The organism is Paenibacillus allorhizoplanae, from assembly GCF_927798215.1.
Lineage (GTDB): Bacteria > Bacillota > Bacilli > Paenibacillales > NBRC-103111 > Paenibacillus_E > Paenibacillus_E allorhizoplanae.
The window spans coordinates 1-22,054 of the sequence record NZ_CAKMMW010000018.1 but is presented as its reverse complement, the minus strand read 5'-3'; the positions used below and the strand labels follow the sequence as shown (position 1 = coordinate 22,054).

General features: G+C 46.4%; 18 protein-coding genes. 15 read left to right on the top strand and 3 right to left on the bottom strand.

What is annotated here, in order from left to right:
* Nucleotides 1-70: 70 nt before the first annotated feature.
* Nucleotides 71-1,342: an MFS transporter gene (locus L6I86_RS24380; protein ID WP_236291017.1), complete on the bottom strand. Its 1,272-nt coding sequence runs from the start codon at nucleotides 1,340-1,342 to the stop codon at nucleotides 71-73.
* 12 nt (nucleotides 1,343-1,354) lie between these two features.
* Nucleotides 1,355-1,810, bottom strand: a complete 456-nt coding sequence (locus L6I86_RS24375) for a MarR family winged helix-turn-helix transcriptional regulator (RefSeq protein ID WP_236291016.1) — start codon at nucleotides 1,808-1,810, stop codon at nucleotides 1,355-1,357.
* Between the two features lie 211 nt (nucleotides 1,811-2,021).
* Here L6I86_RS24375 and L6I86_RS24370 point away from each other — a divergent pair, with 211 nt between their 5' ends.
* The 4 genes from L6I86_RS24370 to holA all read left to right on the top strand — a co-directional run bounded on the left by L6I86_RS24370 (nucleotide 2,022) and on the right by holA (nucleotide 7,858).
* A complete protein-coding gene (locus L6I86_RS24370; protein WP_236291015.1) occupies nucleotides 2,022-4,595 on the top strand; it encodes a DNA internalization-related competence protein ComEC/Rec2 in 2,574 nt (857 codons plus the stop codon).
* Between the two features lie 261 nt (nucleotides 4,596-4,856).
* Nucleotides 4,857-5,405 carry an RNA polymerase sigma factor gene (locus L6I86_RS24365; protein ID WP_056609807.1) on the top strand — a complete coding sequence of 183 codons (549 nt, stop codon included), beginning with the start codon at nucleotides 4,857-4,859 and terminating at the stop codon, nucleotides 5,403-5,405.
* Complete coding sequence (locus tag L6I86_RS24360) at nucleotides 5,402-6,631, top strand: anti-sigma factor family protein (RefSeq protein WP_236291014.1); 1,230 nt, start codon at nucleotides 5,402-5,404, stop codon at nucleotides 6,629-6,631. The genes L6I86_RS24365 and L6I86_RS24360 overlap by 4 nt, the downstream gene beginning before the upstream one ends.
* A 207-nt stretch (nucleotides 6,632-6,838) precedes the next feature.
* The gene (gene holA / locus L6I86_RS24355; RefSeq protein WP_236291013.1) at nucleotides 6,839-7,858 is read left to right on the top strand and encodes a DNA polymerase III subunit delta; all 1,020 of its coding nucleotides are present in this window, start codon (nucleotides 6,839-6,841) and stop codon (nucleotides 7,856-7,858) included.
* Nucleotides 7,859-7,923: 65 nt separating this feature from the next.
* Here the strand turns inward: holA and rpsT are convergent, their stop codons facing one another.
* Nucleotides 7,924-8,175 (bottom strand): 30S ribosomal protein S20, encoded by a 252-nt coding sequence (gene rpsT / locus L6I86_RS24350; RefSeq protein ID WP_056609803.1) that lies wholly within the window; start codon nucleotides 8,173-8,175, stop codon nucleotides 7,924-7,926.
* A 195-nt stretch (nucleotides 8,176-8,370) separates the two neighbouring features.
* On the opposite strand from rpsT, the gene gpr reads away from it, so the two are divergent.
* The 11 genes from gpr to dnaJ all read left to right on the top strand — a co-directional run bounded on the left by gpr (nucleotide 8,371) and on the right by dnaJ (nucleotide 21,547).
* Nucleotides 8,371-9,369, top strand: coding sequence for a GPR endopeptidase (gene gpr, locus L6I86_RS24345; protein WP_236291012.1), 999 nt, complete (start codon nucleotides 8,371-8,373; stop codon nucleotides 9,367-9,369).
* Nucleotides 9,370-9,548: 179 nt separating this feature from the next.
* Nucleotides 9,549-10,778 carry a stage II sporulation protein P gene (gene spoIIP / locus L6I86_RS24340; protein WP_236291011.1) on the top strand — a complete coding sequence of 410 codons (1,230 nt, stop codon included), beginning with the start codon at nucleotides 9,549-9,551 and terminating at the stop codon, nucleotides 10,776-10,778.
* A gap of 28 nt (nucleotides 10,779-10,806) precedes the next feature.
* Nucleotides 10,807-11,199 carry a DUF3679 domain-containing protein gene (locus tag L6I86_RS24335; protein ID WP_236291010.1) on the top strand — a complete coding sequence of 131 codons (393 nt, stop codon included), beginning with the start codon at nucleotides 10,807-10,809 and terminating at the stop codon, nucleotides 11,197-11,199.
* Nucleotides 11,200-11,272: 73 nt separating this feature from the next.
* A complete protein-coding gene (lepA, locus tag L6I86_RS24330; protein ID WP_056609796.1) occupies nucleotides 11,273-13,087 on the top strand; it encodes a translation elongation factor 4 in 1,815 nt (604 codons plus the stop codon).
* A gap of 83 nt (nucleotides 13,088-13,170) precedes the next feature.
* Nucleotides 13,171-14,322 (top strand): radical SAM family heme chaperone HemW, encoded by a 1,152-nt coding sequence (gene hemW / locus L6I86_RS24325; RefSeq protein WP_056609794.1) that lies wholly within the window; start codon nucleotides 13,171-13,173, stop codon nucleotides 14,320-14,322.
* A 141-nt stretch (nucleotides 14,323-14,463) separates the two neighbouring features.
* Entirely contained in the window at nucleotides 14,464-14,937 is a 474-nt protein-coding gene (locus tag L6I86_RS24320) for an N-acetyltransferase (RefSeq protein WP_236291009.1), read from the top strand.
* 110 nt (nucleotides 14,938-15,047) lie between these two features.
* Entirely contained in the window at nucleotides 15,048-16,076 is a 1,029-nt protein-coding gene (hrcA, locus tag L6I86_RS24315; RefSeq protein ID WP_056609791.1) for a heat-inducible transcriptional repressor HrcA, read from the top strand.
* Nucleotides 16,073-17,614 carry a TCP-1/cpn60 chaperonin family protein gene (locus L6I86_RS24310; protein ID WP_420851925.1) on the top strand — a complete coding sequence of 514 codons (1,542 nt, stop codon included), beginning with the start codon at nucleotides 16,073-16,075 and terminating at the stop codon, nucleotides 17,612-17,614. The genes hrcA and L6I86_RS24310 overlap by 4 nt, the downstream gene beginning before the upstream one ends.
* Nucleotides 17,615-17,671: 57 nt before the next feature.
* Nucleotides 17,672-18,235 carry a nucleotide exchange factor GrpE gene (gene grpE, locus L6I86_RS24305; RefSeq protein WP_056609787.1) on the top strand — a complete coding sequence of 188 codons (564 nt, stop codon included), beginning with the start codon at nucleotides 17,672-17,674 and terminating at the stop codon, nucleotides 18,233-18,235.
* 214 nt (nucleotides 18,236-18,449) lie between these two features.
* Nucleotides 18,450-20,288 (top strand): molecular chaperone DnaK, encoded by a 1,839-nt coding sequence (dnaK, locus tag L6I86_RS24300; protein WP_236291007.1) that lies wholly within the window; start codon nucleotides 18,450-18,452, stop codon nucleotides 20,286-20,288.
* Nucleotides 20,289-20,413: 125 nt separating this feature from the next.
* On the top strand, nucleotides 20,414-21,547 hold the full coding sequence (gene dnaJ, locus L6I86_RS24295) for a molecular chaperone DnaJ (RefSeq protein WP_420851923.1): 1,134 nt from the start codon (nucleotides 20,414-20,416) through the stop codon (nucleotides 21,545-21,547).
* Nucleotides 21,548-22,054 lie beyond the last annotated feature (507 nt).

The following is a 22,054-nucleotide window of genomic DNA, read 5'->3' as shown; positions in this document are numbered from 1 at the left end:
TCATTGTGTTGACAACCCCCATAGCTGCTTATACGGCAGTGCCTATGCTTGAGCGACTACATATAAAGGTTTACAACATTACGGCCTGTTCTTTGTGCTTTTTAAGTTGTCGCTGTATACGAATAGCGAATAAAGCGGCAATGAAGCAGGTAAGACCAGCAATAAAGAAAGCTTGCGAGTAGCTGCCAAGCCAGTCACGCATTATACCGGCACCATACGCGGCAAAGGAGGCACCGATCTGATGAGCCACCACAATCCAGCCGAAAATCATGCCAGATTTTTCTTTACCGAATGTTTCTCCTGCAAGTTTAGCAGTTGGCGGTACGGTTGCGATCCAATCGAGTCCATAAAATACCGAGAACACGACTAGCATGTACGGAGTAGTAGCCAATGCATACGGTAAGAATATGAGGGATAAACCGCGTAGACCGTAGTACCAGAAAAGTAGCCAGCGGCTGTCGAATCGGTCAGTTAACCAGCCAGATATCGTTGTTCCGAATAAATCAAAAGCGCCCATCATGGCTAGAAGTCCGGCAGCGGCGACTTCCATCATCCCGTAATCTCCGCAAGCGGCAATGAGGTGTGTGCCTATCAAACCATTTGTCGAGAATCCACAAATGAAGAAGGTGCCCGCGAGCAGCCAAAATGTTTTATTTTTACTTGCAATAACGAGGTTCTGGATGGGGGTGAGAAATACATTGCCCCTGAAAGGCTCTGGCTTTACAACCTCTGTGGCACCGTATGGCGCTGCACCAACATCTGAAGGATTATTCTTCATCCATATGGCTACCAGAATAAAGACAACTACGATAGCGGCTACCGCTGCATACATCGCATACCGCCAGCCGTAATCGGAAGTCACCTTTGCAATTAATGGGAGAAATAGCAACTGACCCGTTGCTGCACTTGCTGTTAGTATGCCAACTACGAGCCCCTTACGTTTGACGAACCATAGATTGCTGACAGTGATACCAAGCACGTTTGCCATCATTCCACTTGCAAGTCCGGAAACGACTCCCCACAGCAAATCGAACTGCCACAAGGAATTAATCAGCGGCGTAACGGCAAGGCTGGCACCTAGAACGGACAGTGCGAGCAATACAACCTTGCGGATACCGAAGCGCAATAACAGTGCTGCAGAAAACGGACCAACAAGTCCATATAGTAAAATTCCGATAGAGGCAACACTTGATATAGCCCCACGGCTCCAGCCGAATTCTTCTTGGAAAGGGATCATCAAGACGCTTGGCATGGAGCGTATGCCTGCTGACACAAGTAATGTGACGAACGTTAGCAACACAATAATCCAGCCGTAATAAAACTTGCTTTTTGTTTGATTCATAATCTACACCTCTTATATTTCTAATTTCTCACTGGCCGATTCCAAAGATTGCGTCAAGATCGTAGCGACCTCATCTCCAAGAATAGCCTTATAGGTCCGAAGAAGCTCTTTCGATGCTGCACGAAGCGAAGGTTCGATTTCAATAGCTTTTTCTGTGGGAAAGACGAGTACAGTTTTTCCTTTAACTTGGCGCTCCACGAGTCGTTTTTGCTCCAGTTTATCGATAAATCTGGTAAGAGTAGATGGCGTAATATAGAGCTTTTCTGAAAGCTCTTTCTGTGGAATTCCAGGTTTTGCAACAACCAGTCTGAGTAAATAACCGTAAGCAGGTGCAAGCCCTGTTGTTGCAAATGCATCGTCGGCCATTCGGCTAATGGCCCGACTTAGCCGATTCGTAGTGAAGTATAAGCATTGATGCAAAAAAGCTTCATTGTTATCCGTTTCTGTTACTTGAGCTTTCTTAGTCATATTAAGACCTCCGATGTATTTTGTATGTACAACGAATATAATCCAAGTGCTTTCGCCTGTCAATTGTATTTATGAAACAAGATGGATTTAGAAATGTGAACGGAATGTAGTTAAGGGGAAGAACCTCTTTCTATTGCAGCCATTGTGGGTGCGTTAGAAAGAGGTTTTTTATTTGGGATCGTCAGAAAGTGAAAATGAAGGAGGATCTCCAATGAAAAGACCAGTTGTTCAAGGATGCTGTCTGTGGATAAGTGGGTATGTGCTCGCGATCTATACTGAGCTCCCGTGGCTGACATGGATGACAAGCGCGCTGCTGTTAGCCGCGCTTGTCATCCTCTACGCGCTGCGCCTGCCTGGTCGGCAGACGCTGGGCGCCTTGCTGCTGGTCGTAATAGCCTACGGCTATTATCAAGGGACCGACCAGCGCAACATCACTTCGCTGCCGCTGGCGCAGCAGCAGCAGATCAGCCCTGACGGCAGCGAGGCCACGCTGCTCGGCCGGTTTGCCAGCCCTGTCACCATTGACGGTGACAGGGCCAGCTTCACTCTGGAAGCGGAGTCCGTCCGCTTCCATGACAACACCGCTTTCCCACTCGGCGGGGAAAGCGTGCAGGTCTCGCTGCGCCTGATGGAGCAGGCGCAACAGACGATCGCGTCGGGCTGGCGCCGCGGCGACGCCCTCACGCTAACGGGGACGCTGCGCAGCCCGTCCCCGGCCCGCAACTTCGGCGGCTTCGACTACCGCCGATATTTGCGCCTTCACCACACCCATTGGCTGCTTTCAGCCAAAGGGGTGGATCAGGCGCAGGTGCAGCCTGCGGCAGCGCACTTCAGCGTCGTCCAGATGCTACGCTGGAACGACGAGCTGCGCGCTGCGCTCAGCAGGTGCATGGACGTGATCTTTCCCGCGTCGCAGGCGGGGTTCATGAAAAGCATGTTGATCGGCCTTACGGACGATCTGGACCCAGAACGCTTCCAGCAATTTTCACAGCTGGGACTAACACATATTTTAGCAATCTCAGGCTTGAATATTGCCGTATTTTTAGGCGTATGCATCTGGATCTTGCGCCGTTTTAAAGTCGCCAAAGAATCTTATCTGCTCATCTGCATGGGCTTGCTCCCGTTCTACGTCCTCGTGACTGGGGCATCGCCGTCCATAGTCAGGGCAGGGCTAATGTCGATGATCGCCCTGTACGCAGCTCGGCGCGGAGGTATGAAAGAGGTTTTGCACATACTAGCCGTAGCAGCGTGGGCTATGCTGGTATGGGACCCTTACTTTTTGCTGGATGTAAGCTTCCAGCTTTCCTTCCTAGTCACACTTGGACTCATCCTCGGTGTGCAACGAGTAACGGTATTGCTCACACCTTACTTAACTTCTCCTACACTCCGAAACACCCTCGCCATCACACTCGTATCCCAATCCGTCTCTTTTCCGGTTTCCATTTACTATTTTAATCAATTTTCCTTGTTATCTTGGATAGCGAATGCCGTGTTAGTCCCTGTAATTAGCATGATCGTGTTTCCAGCAGGCTTGGTTGCTTTAACGATAGGTCTCATTTACATTCCTTTAGGTCAAAGAATAGGACTACTCATCTCCTGGCTGAATCAAGCTATATTTTGGATTACGGATCAACTACAACAGATTCCTCATCTGACGATGATTTGGCCATCGCCAAGTATGGCTTGGATCTGTTTTTACTATGGATTTCTAGTTATGATCTATTTACTCTGGCAGCGTAGTTACCTACATTCGAAAGATAAGATACCTATTATATTGGAGGTTAGTACGAGGAGAAGCACACAGGGAATGCCAATTAAACTCAGTCTACTTCTTGCAATAAGCGGATTTCTCATCCTGTTATGGATGGGGTATTCACCGAATCGCTTTCAACGAACAGGGCTTGTGCAATTTATCGATGTTGGACAAGGTGATGCCATTCTAATTCGAACGCCTTACGGTCGGCATTTATTAATCGATGGAGGAGGGACACTCACATTCCATAAGGCAGGTGATGACTGGAAAATCCGCAAGGATCCGTATGAAGTAGGGCGTAAACTGCTTGTTCCTCTCCTCAAGAAACGGGGGATACAAAGATTAGATCTTCTCGTGCTTACACATGAGGATGCTGATCATAGCGGCGGTTTACAGGCTGTTATTGAACAAATTCCAGTGAAGCAATTTCTATTTAACGGAACATTTAAGGAAAGCAGCTCGATGACGACCTTTTTTTCGACATTGGTTCAAAAGGATGTTCCCTTATTACCTGCGCAAGTAGATGATTGGATCGACATCGATCCCGTCACAAAGTTACAGGTGATTTATCCACTTGAAACGAATCCGACAATGATTGAAGTTGTCAAAGAGCAGAATGCGAGATCTGTTGTCTTCTTGCTTGAAATGCAAGGAACACGTTGGCTGTTCACAGGGGATATGGAGAAAGAATCCGAAGCAGCAGTGCTGGATTATTTACGTGATCATCCTGCTTTAGTAGGTTCCTCCAACTCTGCCGCCCGAATCATTAGCAGCAATAACAAAATCGATGTTCTTAAAGTTGCCCACCATGGCAGTAAAACCTCAACGACTTCAGAGTGGTTGACCTACTGGAAACCAGCTGTGGCAGTAATCTCAGTGGGTGCCATGAATACCTACGGCCATCCTTCTCCAGAAATTACAGATCGCTTGGTCAATGAGAACGTAGCCATTTATCGGACTGATCGAATGGGGGAAGTACAGATGGAGGTGCGGAATTCAGGGATTTTCACACGAATGAAATTATGGAAATAAGAGGAAGGTTTAAACTATCACTCCCACCGCAAGTATAGTCCTAGAAGCAGCATTTCCTGTTGGAATGTTCTTCTAGGGCTTTTTCTTTTGCAAAAATCAACTATTATGAAACTAATTTTCATTTTTTACGTCTAAAAGATGTTATGTGGCTCATTATTTGTTATTCTGATAGATGCAAGTTATTAATATATTTATTCTAAAAAAATTGCAACCTTATGAGATGCCATTGCGTCTGTAAGAATGCAAGGGGGAGGGATCCCAGTGATAGCACCCGAACTGGTAAGATCAGCACAAGCCGGTGACCGTGATGCGCTCATTACCCTATTGCGAGAGATTGAGTCTCACGTTTATCGGACGGCTTTTTATATTTTGAATAATGAACAGGATGCGCTTGATGCTTCGCAAGAGGCTCTTCTTCGGATTTATACCAAAATTAATTCCTATGAAGAAAAAGCCTTGTTCAAAACGTGGGTGCAGCGGATTGTTACGAACATCTGCATCGATAAATTTCGCAGAGCGAAACCAACGGTTTCTATGGATGAGCATGAGATGACTTTTACAGCTGATAATGATGTAGAACAGGAAATATTGACAGGCTACCTAGCTCAGGATATTAGAGAGGCAATTGAAAAGCTTCCCGAACACCATCGCACTGTAGTTGTTCTACGTTATTTGCAGGACTTTTCGTATCATGAAATTGCAGAATCGCTAAACTTACCACTCAATACGGTGAAGTCTTACTTATTCCGAGCTAGACACACCTTACAGTCGTTACTCCAAGATTATCAGAAAGGAGGTGTTCGGGGATGAAATGTCAAGAGGTGATGATGTACATGCAAAGACAGCTAGATGGAGATTTAGCTCCAAAAGAAGAAAATGAGCTGCATGCTCACCTTATGCATTGTTTGGACTGTGCACAGATGTTTGAGCGTCTGCAGGCATTGTCGAACGAATTGTCCCAGCTTCCTAAGGTTAAACCGCCTTTCAGTTTGGTTGATGCTATTATGCCACAGCTGCTTGAATTGGATAAACAAAATGAGGTGTCAATGACGGACAATGTCGTTGTCTTCCCATCGAAGGTTGCTAGGGTAGAGTCAGAAGTAGACCGGCCTATGCTTTCAGGAATGAGCCGATTTAAAGAACAGTTCTCGTGGAAATTCGCAAGCGGTGTTGTTGCCGCGGGATTGATTATTGGATTTTTCGCATTTAATATGCAGAAACCTGTTATCGACAATGCGGACGGTATTATGTCTCGTTCAAGCTCTGATTCCAAAGCTGCAGCGGAGAAGCGTGTAACGGGAATTTCAGATACGAATCAACAAATAGGCAGCGATGACATCGCTAAAACCAAGGAAACTACTGCGACAAATGAAGGAACGCCAGTTGCGCCAACGGCCGATTCATTTGCAAAAGGGACAAACACAGCAAACACTGCTACTGGCAACGGTGGGAATTCGCCGCAGGCTACTTCCAACGCACAGCTAGAAAAACCAGGTGCATATACTTCGCCAACGAATGGTGGTGACATGCAGACGAACAAGGTATCCCCATCTACTTCTGCTCCAGAGCGGTTGAGAGATCCAGATGCATCTGTTCCAAAGTCGGATAAGATTGATTCCAATGCTGAGGCCGCTACGCCTGCCGCAGGCTTAAGCGTACCGCAATCATCGTTAGAGCCGAAGTCAACGGAGTCACCAGTTAGGAAAACAGCGCCGGCACCAAGCGTTGATCCTTCGAGTTCAGACCGAATAAGTGCGAGTCAAGGTATCCTCTCCTATACCGTTCCTCAAGGGGAGGCTAAGCTAAAGTCTACAACGGGTACTTATGATGCAACGATTGAAGACCGGCACGTGGTCATTCGAAACACCCTTACGCTTGAGCTTGTATTTGCTTCCGAGCATGTATGGCAAGCAGAAGATCAAATCAAGTTGTTGGAATGGTCGAAGGATGACAAGCTGTTTTATGAAGTTATTAGTAAAGGATTGCTTCAAACGATTCTAATCGATGTCAAAGAAAAAACAGAAGCCAATAAATAACAAGGAATTTCGTTGCACCAATTTGGCTGAAATTGCGTAAACTATCTTAGGGAACATGGAACAGTTCATTCATCCACACGAGTTAAGGTTTCTAGGGCCTTGAATCGGTGTTTAAATAGACTGGCGAAGGGATTGCATCAAAGTCTTCGGGCTTTGACGTAATCCCTTTGTTGTTGTTAAAATAAACAGGAGGGGTGAATGCTAGTCATGGATGTCAAAAGAGCATTAAAAGATATACAAGCAGGCCGCCCAGCGTCCGTTTATTTATGCTACGGACCTGAGAAATATAAAATGCGCGAATTTATTCAGATTTTAACAGATTCATTAATGGGGCCAGAAGACCGGGAATTTGCAGTGAGTAAATTTGATTTGAGTGAAATGCCACTTTCATCTGCGCTAGATGATGCAGAAACGTTACCTTTTATGGTACCGAAGAAACTGGTTATTGCTAAAAATGCAATGTTTTTCACTGGAGCGAAGGAAAATACGAAGCTAGAGCACAATATGGATCGCTTAACAGACTATTTGAAATCACCAGCGGAACATACGGTTGTGGTGTTCACAGTGGATGCCGATAAATTGGACGAGCGTAAGAAGATTGTAAAGGCTTTAAAGGATATGGAGGCCGCTGTGCCGTTCCTTTCTTTGAGCGCAGAGGAATTGACGGATTGGGTTGCTAAACAAGCCAATACGCTTGGCTTTACATTCTCAGGTGGCGCGGCAGACCAGTTGATCTTGTATACCGGAGGCAATTTGCAATCGTTATCGGCCGAACTTGAGAAGATTTCCTTATATGTCGGTGCCGAGGGAGTAGCTTCATCTGACGTTATAGATCAATTGGTCGCTCGGAGCACGGAACAGAACGTATTCATACTTATTGAAGATATCGTGAATGTGCGGTTGGAGCGGGCATTTGTGATCTTAGAGGAGCTTCTGAAGCAGAGAGAGGAGCCGATCAAAATCGCGTCGCTTATCGCCAGACAATTCCGGATCATGTTGCAGGTGAAGGAGCTTGGCAAGCAGGGCTATTCACAGCAACAGATGGCTTCACAAATTGGCTTGCATCCTTTTGCGGTTAAAGTTGCCGAAGGGCAGGCACGAAAATACGAGGGGCAGAAGCTGAGCCGAATTATGGGTGAGCTTGCTGATCTTGATTTGCAGATGAAAACGGGGAAAATTGATAAAGTGTTAGGGTTGGAATTATTTCTTCTTAGGCTGGCTGCCTAGGAAGAACAATGGAAAAAAGACTAATTCTCCTAGGAGAATTAGTCTTTTGCTTTTATGTCCGTGAATTACGCTTGAGCCGAAAGAGCGTTTAGCTTTTTAGCTAGACGGGACTTCTTGCGGTTAGCGGCATTTTTATGAATTAAACCTTTAGAAGCAGCTTTGTCTAATTTCTTAGAAGCAGAAACTAAAGCTTCAGGGGTCAAAGCTGTTTCGAAAGCTTTCACAGCAGTACGCAAAGCGGACTTGTGGGAAGCGTTGCGAAGACGACGCTTTTCGCTAACTTTTACTCGTTTAATAGCGGATTTAATGTTTGGCATGAAATTCACCTCCTACTTACAAAACACGTTCAACGTTACATTTGTATGTTTGCTGACAACTTTAAGTATTCTACCATGCAATATTTCAAATTGCAAGAGCTGTCAATAGGTTTTCAGTGGTCTTTATCTCTGCATAACGCCGCGGCATCTGTCACACAATAAGCAACACAGCGCAAGTATGAAAGGGGACCTCCAATGGACTTAGGCATATTTAACACACAGACCGATCTTGCACTCGATGCAAGGGATATGGCCCATGCAGCCAATCAGGGGCAACCGATTCCTGGTATTGAACAGGAGTTCACACGGGAAAACGGGATCCGCGTAACCAAAATAAACGTCCTGAACGAAGAAGGCTCCAAAGCGCTTGGAAAGCTTCTGGGTCATTATATAACGATTGAGGTACCCGCACTCCGAGAGAAAGACAGTCAGCTTCAAGATCGCGTGGCGACGAAGCTCGCTCAGGAGTTTGAGCAGTTTTTACGACATGTCGGTATTCCGAAAAATGCGAAAGCCCTGATTATTGGACTAGGCAATGGAAATGTGACTCCCGATGCCTTGGGGCCACTCGTCGTTGAGAATATTATGGTGACGCGTCATTACTTTGAACTTGTACCTGAAGATGTGAGTCCGGGCTATCGAGCTGTAAGTGCTGTAGCCCCAGGGGTACTCGGCACAACGGGGATCGAAAGCAGCGACATCGTGCAAGGGATTGTGGATAAATCCAAGCCTGATTTCATCATCGCTATAGATGCGCTAGCATCTAGATCCTTGGATCGTGTCAATACGACCATTCAGATCGCAGACACCGGTATCCATCCAGGTTCAGGAATTGGCAATAAGCGCAAAGGCTTGACGAAGGAGCAACTGGGTATTCCAGTTATTGCGATTGGGGTCCCTACCGTTGTGTATGCCTCAACGATTGTGAACAATGCTTTTGATCTTATGCAGAAGCATTTCAGCGGTCAAACGAGTAATACGGGGCAAATTTTCGGACTTTTGGACAATATCAACGAAGACGAGCGGCTGCAACTGGTCAAAGAGGTGCTAAACCCCGTAGGACACGACCTACTCGTTACGCCGAAGGAGATTGACCAATTTATTGAGGATATAGCCAATATCATTGCCAGCGGTTTAAACGCGGCTTTACATGACGCTGTAGATGTCGATAACGTAGCTGCGTACACGCATTAATGAAACTAGAGAACTGAGCCTACTTATGTGGGGCAGTTCTTTTTGTCGTTCATGCTGCCTATCAAAATCAAGTAGAGAACCTTCCATCCTTTTCTATTAAAAAAATCTAGCGAAAACTAGTTCTATCGTTCGGGCTCGTTTCATAGATTGAATTAAGATAGTTTAGGAGGAATCAAACTATGAAATGGACATCAGCCACATGGAATTTCAGCCAAGTTCGCAAAACCTTTCAGAGCGCCAGTTCCGTCGGGAAAACGTTTATGGTTCTTAGCACCTCGACCTTAGCTCTATTCGTACTAATTGGTCTGGGTGGCGTCCTACAAAGCAGATTAATGTCTACATCGCCTGTTTCATCCATGAAAGGTCTCGCCGCCTCTGTCACGAATCAGTTTTTTATCGATATGTTGGGTATGGAAGTCCCTCATTTAAATAAGGATCAGAAAAAGTTCACTTTCTCCCAACACAACGTGTTTCACTTCGCTTTTCAAATGATGACGGATATTAATCCGAGTGATCCAAAAAGCTTAGTCGCAAGTGAAGTGCCTGGTATGGAGTTGAATAAGTCGACAGTATTGGTAAGAGGGAGCGAAACGAATCCAAGCGCCCCCTACGATCTAAATCCGATATCCAGTGATTTGGAAGCGGAAGCTAGATTTCCACAGCCATCGCCGTCCGTGGAGCCGACACCAATTAGCTCTTCATCCCCTTCTCCTAATGCAGTTGCACAACCACCGAAAACAGCTGGCGATAATATCGCCTTTATCTATCAAACACACAGTAATGAGTCCTTTCTACCAGAGCTGAAAGGTGTAACCGATCCAGATAAAGCCTACAGTGATAAAGTGAATATTATCTCCGTGGGGCAACGGTTAGCTCAGAATTTAGAGAGAGATGGCATTGGTGCTGTGCATTCTTCAACTGTTTATCCTAGTACTGTCAAGGGGTTTGAATATCCGTATTCCTACAAGTATTCAGCCAAAACGCTTCAGGAAGCAATGACTTCGCATAAGGATTTACAGTACTTCTTCGATATTCATCGCGATTCAGCAGCGCGCAGTAAAACAACAGCAACGATCGAAGGCAAGGATGTCGCACAAGTCTATTTTATAATCGGCGGAAAAAACCCAAACTGGAAAAAGAACGAAGAATTTGCAAGAAAAATTCATCAAGTGCTGGAAGAGAAGCACCCAGGCGTCTCGAAGGGGATTCATGCGAAAGAAGCAAGCGAGGGCAACGGGTTGTACAACCAGAACATTTCGCCGAATAGTATTTTGATCGAGGTGGGTGGGCCTTACAATACCCTTGAGGAATGCTATCGGACGACAGATTGGCTGGCTGAAGCGATATCTGAAGTAATTTTAAACGCGAAAAAAGTGGATGCACCCGTGACTACACCTAAAAACTCGTAAGCGAGTTAACATTGGAGGAGGGAATAAAATGAGGCTGAGGCACTTTTATATCAAGGTTGGCTTGTTTGGACTCTTGCTGTTGTTTTGTATTTTGTTCGGCGTCAGTCTAGCTTCCAACGGCATGGAACGCATAGAAGGTCCTCAGCCTTCCTCCAAAGCAGCCCAACAAGTTGCGCCAACGAAGGCACCGGGAAAAGTAGTAACGACGGTTGCCCAAGTATCGCCTACGCCTACACCACCTAGTAAAGACACGGTTGTAAAAGGGAAACAGACGACAGAGACACAAGCTGAACCTGTTGCCATTCATGATAATTCATTGAATCGTGTAGGGAATAAATTAGGCGAACTTTTACAAATAACGGCGCACCATGGCATTAAATTGTTTATTTCTTTGTTTGATGCTGTTTTAGGCAAAGGCTAGGTGTGCATTGCTCCGACTTCCCACAACTGCTATAATGAAAATTATTTGCATGTAGTGGGGGTTAGTCTTTAGCATGACGGACATTCGAGAAAGACAACAAAGAATTCGCAACTTTTCAATTATCGCTCATATCGATCACGGTAAATCAACGCTAGCTGATCGCATTCTGGAATATACAGGTGCATTGTCTTCACGTGAGATGCAAGAGCAAGTTCTCGACCAGATGGATCTGGAGCGTGAACGTGGAATTACGATTAAGCTGCAAGCGGTGAGATTAGGTTACCGTGCTGACGATGGTGTCGATTACATCCTTAACCTAATTGATACACCAGGACACGTAGACTTTACTTATGAGGTTTCACGAAGCCTAGCGGCTTGTGAGGGCGCATTGCTGGTTGTTGATGCGGCTCAAGGAATTGAAGCTCAAACATTAGCAAACGTATATCTCGCATTGGAAAATAATTTAGAAATTTTACCAGTTATCAATAAAATTGATTTACCAAGTGCGGACCCTGATAAAGTAAAGCAAGAGATCGAAGACGTGATCGGGCTTGACGCAAGCGATGCTGTACATGCATCAGCTAAAGCTGGGATCGGTATTAAAGAGATCATTGAGCAAATTTGCTTGAAGGTACCGGCACCGCAAGGTAATCCTGACGCACCACTGAAGGCATTGATTTTCGACTCGCACTATGACAGCTACAAAGGTGTTATCGTATATGTGCGTGTTGTGGACGGCGCGATCAAAGCAGGCTCCAAAATCAAAATGATGGCAACAGGCAAAGTATTTGAAGTTATTGAAGTAGGTGCGTTCAAACCTAGAATGTCATCGGTTCCTTCCCTTGAGGTCGGAGATGTTGGTTTTATTGTTGCCGGTATTAAAAATGTTGGAGACACCCGTGTCGGTGACACGGTAACGGAAGCAGATCGCCCTTCGCCTGAAGCGCTGCCAGGTTATCGTCGCATTAACCCAATGGTTTTCTGCGGATTGTATCCAATCGAAACGACCGATTACAACGATTTGCGTGAAGCGTTGCAAAAGCTTGAACTAAATGATGCTTCCTTGCGTTTCGAGCCTGAAACTTCGACAGCATTAGGCTTCGGCTTCCGTTGCGGATTCTTAGGACTCTTGCACATGGAAATCATTCAGGAGCGGATTGAACGTGAGTTCAACATCCCATTGATTACAACGGCACCGAGCGTTATTTACCGGATTACGTTAACCAATGGTGATGTCATGGAAATTGACAATCCATCGAACTATCCGGATCCACAACGAATTGATTTCGTTGAGGAGCCTTACGTAAAAGCTTCTGTCATCGTGCCTAATGATTATGTGGGTACCATCATGGAGCTTTGCCAAGGTAAACGCGGTGAATATATGAACATGGAATACTTAGATACGAATCGCGTTACATTGACTTACGAGATCCCGCTATCTGAGATTGTCTACGATTTCTTCGATATGCTGAAGTCAAGGACGAAGGGCTATGCTTCCTTTGACTATGAAGTTAGTGGTTACAAGAAATCCAATCTCGTGAAAATGGACATCTTGCTCAATTCCGAGCAAGTCGATGCACTTTCCTTCATCGTTCACAGAGATACAGCCTATCATCGTGGCAAAATCATTTGTGACAAGCTCAAGGAGCTTATCCCGCGGCAAATGTTTGAGGTGCCGATTCAAGCGGCAATTGGACAGAAAATCGTCGCGCGTGAGACCGTTAAAGCAATGCGTAAGAACGTACTTGCGAAGTGTTACGGTGGTGACATTTCCCGTAAGCGTAAATTGTTAGACAAGCAAAAAGAAGGTAAAAAACGCATGAAGCAAGTCGGTAGCGTAGAAGTGCCGCAAGAAGCGTTCATGGCTGTTTTGAAAATCGACGAATAGATGCATGGAACTCAAAGCTGGGGTGGCAGCGTACGCTGTCCCTTGGCTTTTTGTCAATTGTGACCGTGGAAAGGAATACCCTTATGTTAGTTACTTATACAACGCCTACGGCGGTGTACATTCATATCCCTTTTTGCACAAATAAATGTCATTACTGCGATTTCAACTCGTACGTGCTCAAAGGCCAGCCTGTGATGGAATATCTAGATGCGCTTGAGCGTGAAATGGAGCTCACGGTAAGGAACCATCCTCCTCAGAAGGTGGAGACGATCTTTGTCGGCGGAGGGACGCCAACTGTGTTGCTTCCAGATCAAATGGAACGCTTCTTGCGCATCGTACGCACTTATTTCCCAGCGGACAGTACAGAAGTCGAATTTTCGATGGAGGCTAACCCGGGAACAACGGACGAAGATAAACTTGCTGTCATGAAAGCTGGCGGTGTAAATCGCATCAGCTTCGGTGTGCAATCGTTTAACAATGATATTCTTGCGGCAATCGGCCGTATTCATAATACAGATGATGTGCATAGAAGCATTGCCAATGCGAAAAAGCTAGGCTTCGATAATTTATCGATCGACCTGATGTTCGGACTTCCGAAGCAAACGGTGGAAATCATGCAGGCTACATTAGATGAGGCGCTATCGCTCGATTTGCAGCATTATTCAATATACAGCTTGAAAGTAGAAGAAAACACGTTATTCCACACCTTGTTCAACAAAAATCAACTGCCGCTCCCAAGTGAAGATGAGGAAGTCGATATGTACGAGTTGATTATGAAAAGGCTGGAGGGAGCGGGTTACAAGCAATATGAAATCAGTAACTTTGCCAAACCGGGCCGCGAAAGCAGACATAATACGATGTACTGGCGCAACCGTTCTTATTACGGATTAGGCGCAGGTGCACACGGGTATATGAATGGTAAGCGTCATGTGAATGTGAAGGGCATCCAACCGTACATTGATGCAACGAAGCTTGGATTACCGATCATGGAGCAATTCGATGTTACTCCACAAGAAGCGATGGAAGACTTTATGATGGTTGGCTTGCGGCTGCTTGAGGGTGTGCGAAGCAACGACTTCATGGATCAATTCGGAGAGACGATCGAATCCCATTTTGGAGCTACCCTGCAAAGCTGGATAAACAAAAAGCTGATTGAGCAAACGCCAGAGGGATATCGTTTGTCCAAACACGGCATTTTGTTAGGAAATGAAGTCTTTGCCTCGTTCTTAAGCTAAACCGAAATAGCGCAAAAAACGCTTGTGCATTTATACGTATTGTTGTATATTTATACATGAATCCACAAGCGAAACAGCGGAAATCCGCAGGGCGCTGGCGTGGCTTTTATGCATTTTTGTGCGAATGGTGGGTGGGGAAGCGTGAATACATCAACTACGGTGTCCGTAAGAAAAGCTTCAGTGGATGATATCGATAAGCTTTTTGAAATTATACAGGGGTATGCCAAGCAAGGCATCATGCTGCCGCGGAGCAGGGAAATGCTCCAAGATCAAATTGATACGTTTGTTGTCGCTGAATTTGATGGCTTATTAATAGGCTGCGGTTCATTGACGAGACTAGGACCAGATCTTGTTGAGATTCGCTCACTTGGGATGACGCCTGGCTACAAGGGTCAAGGGATCGGTGGCAAGCTGGTTAATTTCTTAGTTGAAGAGGCAAGAAGTCAAGGAATTATTAAAGTTATGGCACTTACTTATGAAGTGGCTTTCTTTCTGAAAAACGGCTTTACACTCGTTCCGAAGGAGATTTTTCCTGAGAAGGTTTGGAGAGACTGCATGCATTGCAAAAAACAGTATTGTTGCGACGAAATCGCCGTACTTAAACGTTTGGATTGACTTGACAACAGACCTTAGGGTCTGTTATTTTTGTATTAGGATTTAGCACTCACTAAATACGAGTGCTAACGAAGGTGGCAAATAGTGAGAAGTGAGGAGGAGGGGTACTCATGTTGACAGAGCGCCAACGCATGATTTTAAGTGCAATCATTGATGATTACGTTCGTTCAGCGGAGCCAATTGGTTCGCGAAGTATTTCGAAGCGTGGGAATGTTGGTTTTAGTCCAGCGACCATACGTAATGAAATGTCTGATCTCGAAGAAATGGGCTATCTTGAGCAGCCTCATACGTCCGCAGGTCGTATTCCTTCACACAAAGGTTATCGCTATTATGTCGATCATTTGTTGAAGCACGGCTCCTTGCAAAGTCATGATTTGGACTCCATGAAGGGGGCTTTCGCAGAACGTATTCAAGAGATGGAAGGTGTTATTCAGCACGTTGCTGGCATGCTCTCCAGTCTTACGAATTACACGTCTATTGTGCTCGGTCCTGAAGTATTTAGCACGACATTGAAGCATATCCAAATCATTCCGATCTCGGATACAACGGCTGTTGCGATCCTAGTGATGAATACGGGTCATGTTGAAAATAAGACTGTAACGATACCCGAAGGGATTCCGATGTCGGAAATCGAGAAGGTCGTTAATATTCTGAACACTAGGCTTAAGAATGTGCCATTGGTTCAGTTTAAATCGAAGCTCTACAATGAGATTTCTAATGAGTTAAGTAAATATGTCACTGGCTATCAAGAGCTTCTTGGTTTGGTGGAAAGTGTGCTTCAAAGTGATGAGAAGGACCGTGTATTCCTTAGTGGGATGACGAATATGCTTACACAGCCTGAGTTCAAGGATGTGGAGAAAGTAAAGAGCATTTTTGATCTGCTGGAAGAAGCACCAACCCTTATCAAGTTATTTACTCCGTCAAATGAAGGCATTGAGATTAAAATTGGTGCTGAGAATAGTATTGAAGCCATATCGAATTGCAGTTTAATTACAGCTTCCTATTCCATTGGCGGTACGCCGCTTGGAACGATTGGTATTTTGGGACCTACCCGCATGGAATACGGTAGAGTCATTGGCTTAATGGAACATCTATCGAAGCATATGGAATTGGTCCTAGGACGTTGGTATGGCAAATGACAGGAGTCAAACCTATGCACGGTGAAAGTGAAGAACGTTACTCTACATTAGTGAATAATGCGGCGGCTGTCAGAGCGATTTGTTCCGCTGTCGAAGGAACCTTAGGTCCTAAAGGACTAGATACCATGTTAGTTGGCGGCCAAGGTGATGTCATCATTACTAACGATGGTGTAACCATATTGGAAAAGATGGATGTAACTCATCCTGCTGCTAGGCTAATGATTCAAGTCGCTCGCAGTCAACAACGCCAAATTGGCGATGGCACAACGACAGCCACAGTGCTTGCCGGAGCCATGGTGCAAGAAGGCGTCGCACAAGTTACTCGCGGCGTTCCTGTTGCCAAGGTTGTCACTGGCATGCTACAGGGCATTGAATTGGCCGTAGCGAGCTTGCAGGGCCGTAGTCGTCAGATTGTTGGCCTTGGAGATCGCGCTCTGCAGCGGATCGCTTACACGGCAGGTCGCGAGCAAACGGACATCGCTAAGCTTATCATTCAAGCAGCGGAAGCGGTCGGTGAGGCGAAGCTGCGAGAAGAAGGCTATCGCTTTGCGGACAGCGTGCTCGCACATGAAGAAGCGAGCAGCGAGGTTTGGACCGGCATTCTGCTGAACCAGAAGCCGATGAACCTACATCTCGAGCATGACCGGCGAGATGCTCGCATCCTCGTGCTGCATGATGCCCTGGAGCCTGAGGCGGTCAGCGAGGAATCGCTGGTCACCGAGGCAGGCTTCCAGCGCTACATGCAGCTCCGGGAGCTCTTCCGCAGCAGCCTCGGCTCGCTGCTGGAGCTTGGCGTCGGGCTGATTGCATCAGACCGCGGAGTTGACCCTGAGGCGGAGCAGTTTTGCTCCGACCATGGCATCCTCGTGCTGCAGCGGCTGTCCCGCCGGGACTTGCAGCTGCTGAGCGAGCACACCGGCGCTAGGCCGGTGCGGCGCACGGCGCTGCGCAAGAGCGCGCCAGAGCTGAGCGCTGCGCTCGGTCACGCGGGCTATGCCGCGTATGACGAGCGGCTGGAGCGCGTTCGCGTGGCGCGCGGTCACGGCGAACAGCACGTGACCGTGATCGTTGGCGCCGCGACGCGCGAAGCGGCGCATGAGCGCTCGCGTATCGCGAAGGACGCTGCGTCAGCCGTCCAAGCCGCCGTACGCGGCGGGTACTTGCCTGGCGGCGGCGCAGCGGAGATGGCCGTCGCGCATGATCTGGAGCGTGTGCGCGAGACCATGAAGGGCATGGAGGGCTTTGGTGTGGCCGCTGTCGCGGGAGCACTGCGCAAGCCACTGTCGCAAATCGTCGTGAATGCAGGCTACAATCCGCTCGAGAAGGTTGAAGAGTTGAAAGCGGCCCAGCTTGCGCAGGATACGGACAGCCTAGGGATCGATTGTGATACGGGGTTGATCACGGATTTTGTGGAAGCAGGGATCATGGATCCGACAGATGTGAAAATTCACGCTCTGCAAGCGGCTGGGGAAGTAGCTGCCGCGGTACTGCGTATCCATACAGTGATTAAGATGAAGCAGCCTTTTGAAGAGAACTAAAGATGGGCAAACTAAACCCAAATCCATCGTGTATTATGTTTAGGAGGTGAAGGACAATTGAGTACTGGAGATAACAAAACAGTCGAACAAGACATTGACACTACATACGCAGCCGATAACGAAGCAACGACTGATGAAGCTGGTGTAGAAGTTTCCGAGGAAGCTACAGTATCTAGCGAATTGGAACAGGCGCGTGTGCAAGCCGAAGAAAACTATCAGCGTTTATTACGCGTTCAAGCGGACTTCGACAACTTCCGTCGCCGTGCAAGAGCGGAGAAGGAAGATTTCGCGAAATACGCTTCGCTAAAATTGATTGAGCAGCTATTACCGATTGTGGATAACTTTGATCGCGCGCTGTCTTCAAGCAAAGAGACGAAGGATTTCGACGCATTGGTGAAGGGCTTGGATATGACTTACCGCGGTATTGATCAACTATTAACTGCTGAAGGGCTTAAGCCTATCGAAGCTGTTGGTCAACCGTTCAATCCTGAATTCCATCAAGCCGTGATGCAAGTGGAATCCGAGGAGCATGAAGAAGGTATCGTCGTTGAAGAATTGCAAAAAGGCTATATCTTGAAAGATAAGGTCATCCGACCAGCAATGGTTAAAGTTAGCGTATAAGTCTAATTTTGATCACGAAGTAGTCCAAGAAGCTTATTCGACATCGAATATTGAATTCAGCCGGAAATTCCGGTGCTCACGTAGTTTACACTACGCTCCGCTCCTCATTTCCTAGCTTCTTTCAATCTTCTCGGTGCTGAAAACCAGACTAAAGGATCTTATTCCATTCTAAAAAACTAATGACGTTCCTAGGGGACATAAGGAGGATCTTTACATGAGTAAAGTAATTGGTATTGACTTAGGTACTACAAATTCTTGCGTTGCCGTTATGGAAGGCGGAGAAGCCGTCGTAATTCCAAATCCAGAAGGTAACCGCACAACGCCATCCGTTGTAGGTTTCAAGAAAGATGGCGAGCGCGTAGTTGGTGAAACTGCTAAGCGTCAAGCGATCACAAACCCAGACAAAACAATCAGCTCCATCAAGCGTCACATTGGTACGAACCACAAAGAGCACATTGATGGCAAAGACTACACGCCACAAGAGATCTCTGCAATCATCCTGCAAAAGCTAAAAGCGGATGCAGAAGCTTACCTTGGCCAAACGGTTACACAAGCAGTAATCACAGTTCCTGCTTACTTCAACGACAGCCAACGTCAAGCTACGAAGGATGCTGGTAAAATTGCTGGTCTTGAAGTTCTTCGTATCGTCAATGAGCCAACTGCAGCAGCACTTGCATACGGTTTGGAAAAAACAGAAGATCAAACAATTCTCGTTTATGACCTTGGTGGCGGTACATTCGACGTATCCATCCTTGAGCTAGGCGATGGTTTCTTCGAAGTTAAAGCAACAAGCGGCGACAACAAATTGGGCGGCGATGACTTTGACCAAGTGATCATCGATTACCTCGTTGCTGAATTCAAAAAAGAGCAAGGCATTGACCTTTCCAAAGATAAAGCAGCTGTACAACGTTTGAAAGATGCAGCTGAAAAAGCGAAAAAAGAACTTTCCGGTGTTTTGACTACGACGGTTTCCCTTCCGTTCATCACGGTAGCAGACGGCGTTCCTCAGCATTTGGAGTTGAACTTGACGCGTGCGAAGTTCGAAGAGCTTTCCGCTGGTCTAGTTGAAAGAACGTTAGGACCAACTCGTCAAGCACTTCAAGATTCCGGTTTGTCCACAAGCCAAATCGATAAAGTTGTTCTTGTTGGTGGATCCACTCGTATTCCTGCGGTTGTAGAAGCGATCAAGAAATTAATCGGTAAAGAGCCACACAAAGGTGTTAACCCGGATGAAGTTGTTGCCCTTGGCGCAGCTGTTCAAGCTGGTGTCTTGACTGGTGAGGTGAAAGACGTTGTTCTTCTTGACGTAACACCACTTTCCCTTGGTATCGAAACAGCAGGCGGCGTATTCACGAAAATGATCGACCGCAACACAACGATTCCTACTACGAAATCACAAGTGTACTCCACTTATGCAGATAACCAAACTAGCGTAGAGATTCACGTACTTCAAGGTGAGCGCTCCATGGCTAGCGGTAACAAAACACTTGGCCGCTTCATGCTAGGTGACATTCCTCCAGCTCCACGCGGCGTTCCGCAAATCGAAGTAAGCTTTGATATCGATGCGAACGGTATCGTTAACGTGTCTGCTTTGGATAAAGGAACAGGCAAAAGCCAAAAAATCACGATCACTTCTTCCAGCGGCTTGAGCGATGCAGAAGTTGAACAAATGGTGAAGGATGCGGAAGCGCATGCTGAAGAAGATCGCGCACGTAAAGAGCTTGTAGAAGCTCGTAACGAAGCTGATCAATTGGTGTATTCCGTTGACAAAACGATCAAAGATCTTGGCGACAAAGTAGACCAAGGCGAGATTGACAAAGCGAATGCAGCGAAAGAGAAAGTTACAGCTGCTCTTGCTGGCAACGATCTTGAAACGATCAAAAAAGCAACAGAAGAATTGACTGAAGTCATTCAACAACTTTCTGTTAAATTATATGAGCAAGCTTCCCAAGATCAAGGCCCAGGTCCTGATGCTGGCGCAGGCGAAGCACCTAAAGGCAGAGAAAATGTTGTAGACGCGGACTACGAAGTGGTTGACGAACCTAAAAAATAAACATATTCTAACTAAATAGAAGTTTAAAGAAGTTTTTTAAACACTGTTTGTTACGCATGGAACGTTAGAGTCAAAGCCAACTGGAGTTTCTCCACGGCTTTGACTTTCCGTTTGTAGTCTTGAACATGGGAGTGGAACAAGTGAGTAAACGTGATTATTACGAGGTGTTAGGTCTCGGGAAGAATGCTTCACAGGAAGAGATCAAGAAGGCTTACCGTAAAATGGCACGTCAATATCACCCTGACGTGAATAAAGCGGCAGATGCAGAAGATAAGTTCAAAGAAGCGAAAGACGCCTATGACGTTCTGAGTGATGATCAGAAGAAAGCGCAGTATGATCAGTTCGGTCACGTTGATCCGAATCAAGGATTTGGCGGCGGTCAAGACTTCAGCGGCGGCTTCGGGGATATTTTTGATATGTTCTTTGGCGGTGGTGGCGGTGGTAATCGTCGTAATCCGAATGCCCCACAACGCGGTAATGATTTGCAATACACGATGACAGTGGAATTCAAAGAAGCCATTTTCGGCAAAGAAATGGATATCAACATTCCGCGTACTGAAAATTGTGATACATGTCATGGTTCCGGTGCCAAAGCTGGAACAAAGCCAGAAACATGTGGCGGCTGTCATGGTAGCGGACAACAAGAAGTGGTTCAGAATACAGCATTTGGCCGTATTGTGAATCGCCGCGTGTGTACGTCATGTAATGGTTCCGGTAAAATCATCAAAGAAAAATGCGGAACATGTCATGGCGCTGGTAAAGTGAAAAAAACTCGCACCATTCACATCAAGATTCCAGCTGGGGTAGATGATGGTGCTCAACTTCGCGTTTCTGGTGAAGGTGAAGGCGGAACACGTGGAGGCCCGTCAGGTGATCTTTATGTTGTGATTCGTGTGAAAAACCATGAGTTCTTCCAACGTGAAGGTAATGATGTGTACTGTGAAGTGCCATTGACTTTCATGCAGGCGGCGCTTGGGGATGAAATCGAAATCCCTACGCTAACTGAGAAAGTGAAACTCAAGATTCCAGCAGGCACGCAAACCGATACGTACTTCCGTCTGAAAGGCAAAGGCGTTCCGCATCTTCGTGGATTCGGTCAAGGGGATCAACACGTGAAGGTTATCGTGATGACACCGACGAACTTGTCAGAAGATCAGAAGGATTTACTGCGTCAGTTCGGCAAGCAAAGCGGCGAGCATACGCATGAGCAAAGCCAGTCTATTTTTGAACGTATGAAAAGAGCCTTCTTAGGCGACTAGATAACTATGGCACCTCAAGTGTGTGGATACCAGATTAATCTGTGCATTCACGCGTTTGAGGTGCTTTTTGCTTTGAAGTGAATTTCTATCATTTCAGTGGATTTATTTATGGGGCACTACTTAGTGGTTTCTCCCGAATCCGAACCCGCTCAGAAGACAGACACGTAGCACCCATGCACCCATGCACCCAGCACCCAGCACCCAGCACCACCGCCTAACGGACATGGCAGACGCTATTTGTTTAAAATCAGGGCATTTGGAGAGCTAACGGACACAGATATCACTATTGGGGTGAAAATCAGCTTGTATGGGGCATTTCACCGAAATAGCTGCAATAGTGTCCGTTAGCCATAGAAAAGGTGATTTTTATGCGAATTAGCGATCGCTGTGTCCGTTAGGGGATGAAATCGACCATTGAAGAACCTGAAAACATAAGTAGCCCCACACCAGTTACCTCGTACTAGCGTCCATCATCCATCAACTAGCAACTAGCACCCAACCCCCAAC

What these genes read in the sequence shown, in the direction of transcription:
- L6I86_RS24380 (WP_236291017.1), bottom strand. Translation starts at nt 1,342, where the DNA reads ATGAATCAAACAAAAAGCAAGTTTTATTACGGCTGGATTATTGTGTTG.
- L6I86_RS24375 (WP_236291016.1), bottom strand. Translation starts at nt 1,810, where the DNA reads ATGACTAAGAAAGCTCAAGTAACAGAAACGGATAACAATGAAGCTTTT.
- L6I86_RS24370 (WP_236291015.1), top strand. Translation starts at nt 2,022, where the DNA reads ATGAAAAGACCAGTTGTTCAAGGATGCTGTCTGTGGATAAGTGGGTAT.
- L6I86_RS24360 (WP_236291014.1), top strand. Translation starts at nt 5,402, where the DNA reads ATGAAATGTCAAGAGGTGATGATGTACATGCAAAGACAGCTAGATGGA.
- holA (WP_236291013.1), top strand. Translation starts at nt 6,839, where the DNA reads ATGGATGTCAAAAGAGCATTAAAAGATATACAAGCAGGCCGCCCAGCG.
- rpsT (WP_056609803.1), bottom strand. Translation starts at nt 8,175, where the DNA reads ATGCCAAACATTAAATCCGCTATTAAACGAGTAAAAGTTAGCGAAAAG.
- gpr (WP_236291012.1), top strand. Translation starts at nt 8,371, where the DNA reads ATGGACTTAGGCATATTTAACACACAGACCGATCTTGCACTCGATGCA.
- spoIIP (WP_236291011.1), top strand. Translation starts at nt 9,549, where the DNA reads ATGAAATGGACATCAGCCACATGGAATTTCAGCCAAGTTCGCAAAACC.
- L6I86_RS24335 (WP_236291010.1), top strand. Translation starts at nt 10,807, where the DNA reads ATGAGGCTGAGGCACTTTTATATCAAGGTTGGCTTGTTTGGACTCTTG.
- lepA (WP_056609796.1), top strand. Translation starts at nt 11,273, where the DNA reads ATGACGGACATTCGAGAAAGACAACAAAGAATTCGCAACTTTTCAATT.
- hemW (WP_056609794.1), top strand. Translation starts at nt 13,171, where the DNA reads ATGTTAGTTACTTATACAACGCCTACGGCGGTGTACATTCATATCCCT.
- hrcA (WP_056609791.1), top strand. Translation starts at nt 15,048, where the DNA reads ATGTTGACAGAGCGCCAACGCATGATTTTAAGTGCAATCATTGATGAT.
- L6I86_RS24310 (WP_420851925.1), top strand. Translation starts at nt 16,073, where the DNA reads ATGACAGGAGTCAAACCTATGCACGGTGAAAGTGAAGAACGTTACTCT.
- dnaK (WP_236291007.1), top strand. Translation starts at nt 18,450, where the DNA reads ATGAGTAAAGTAATTGGTATTGACTTAGGTACTACAAATTCTTGCGTT.
- dnaJ (WP_420851923.1), top strand. Translation starts at nt 20,414, where the DNA reads ATGGGAGTGGAACAAGTGAGTAAACGTGATTATTACGAGGTGTTAGGT.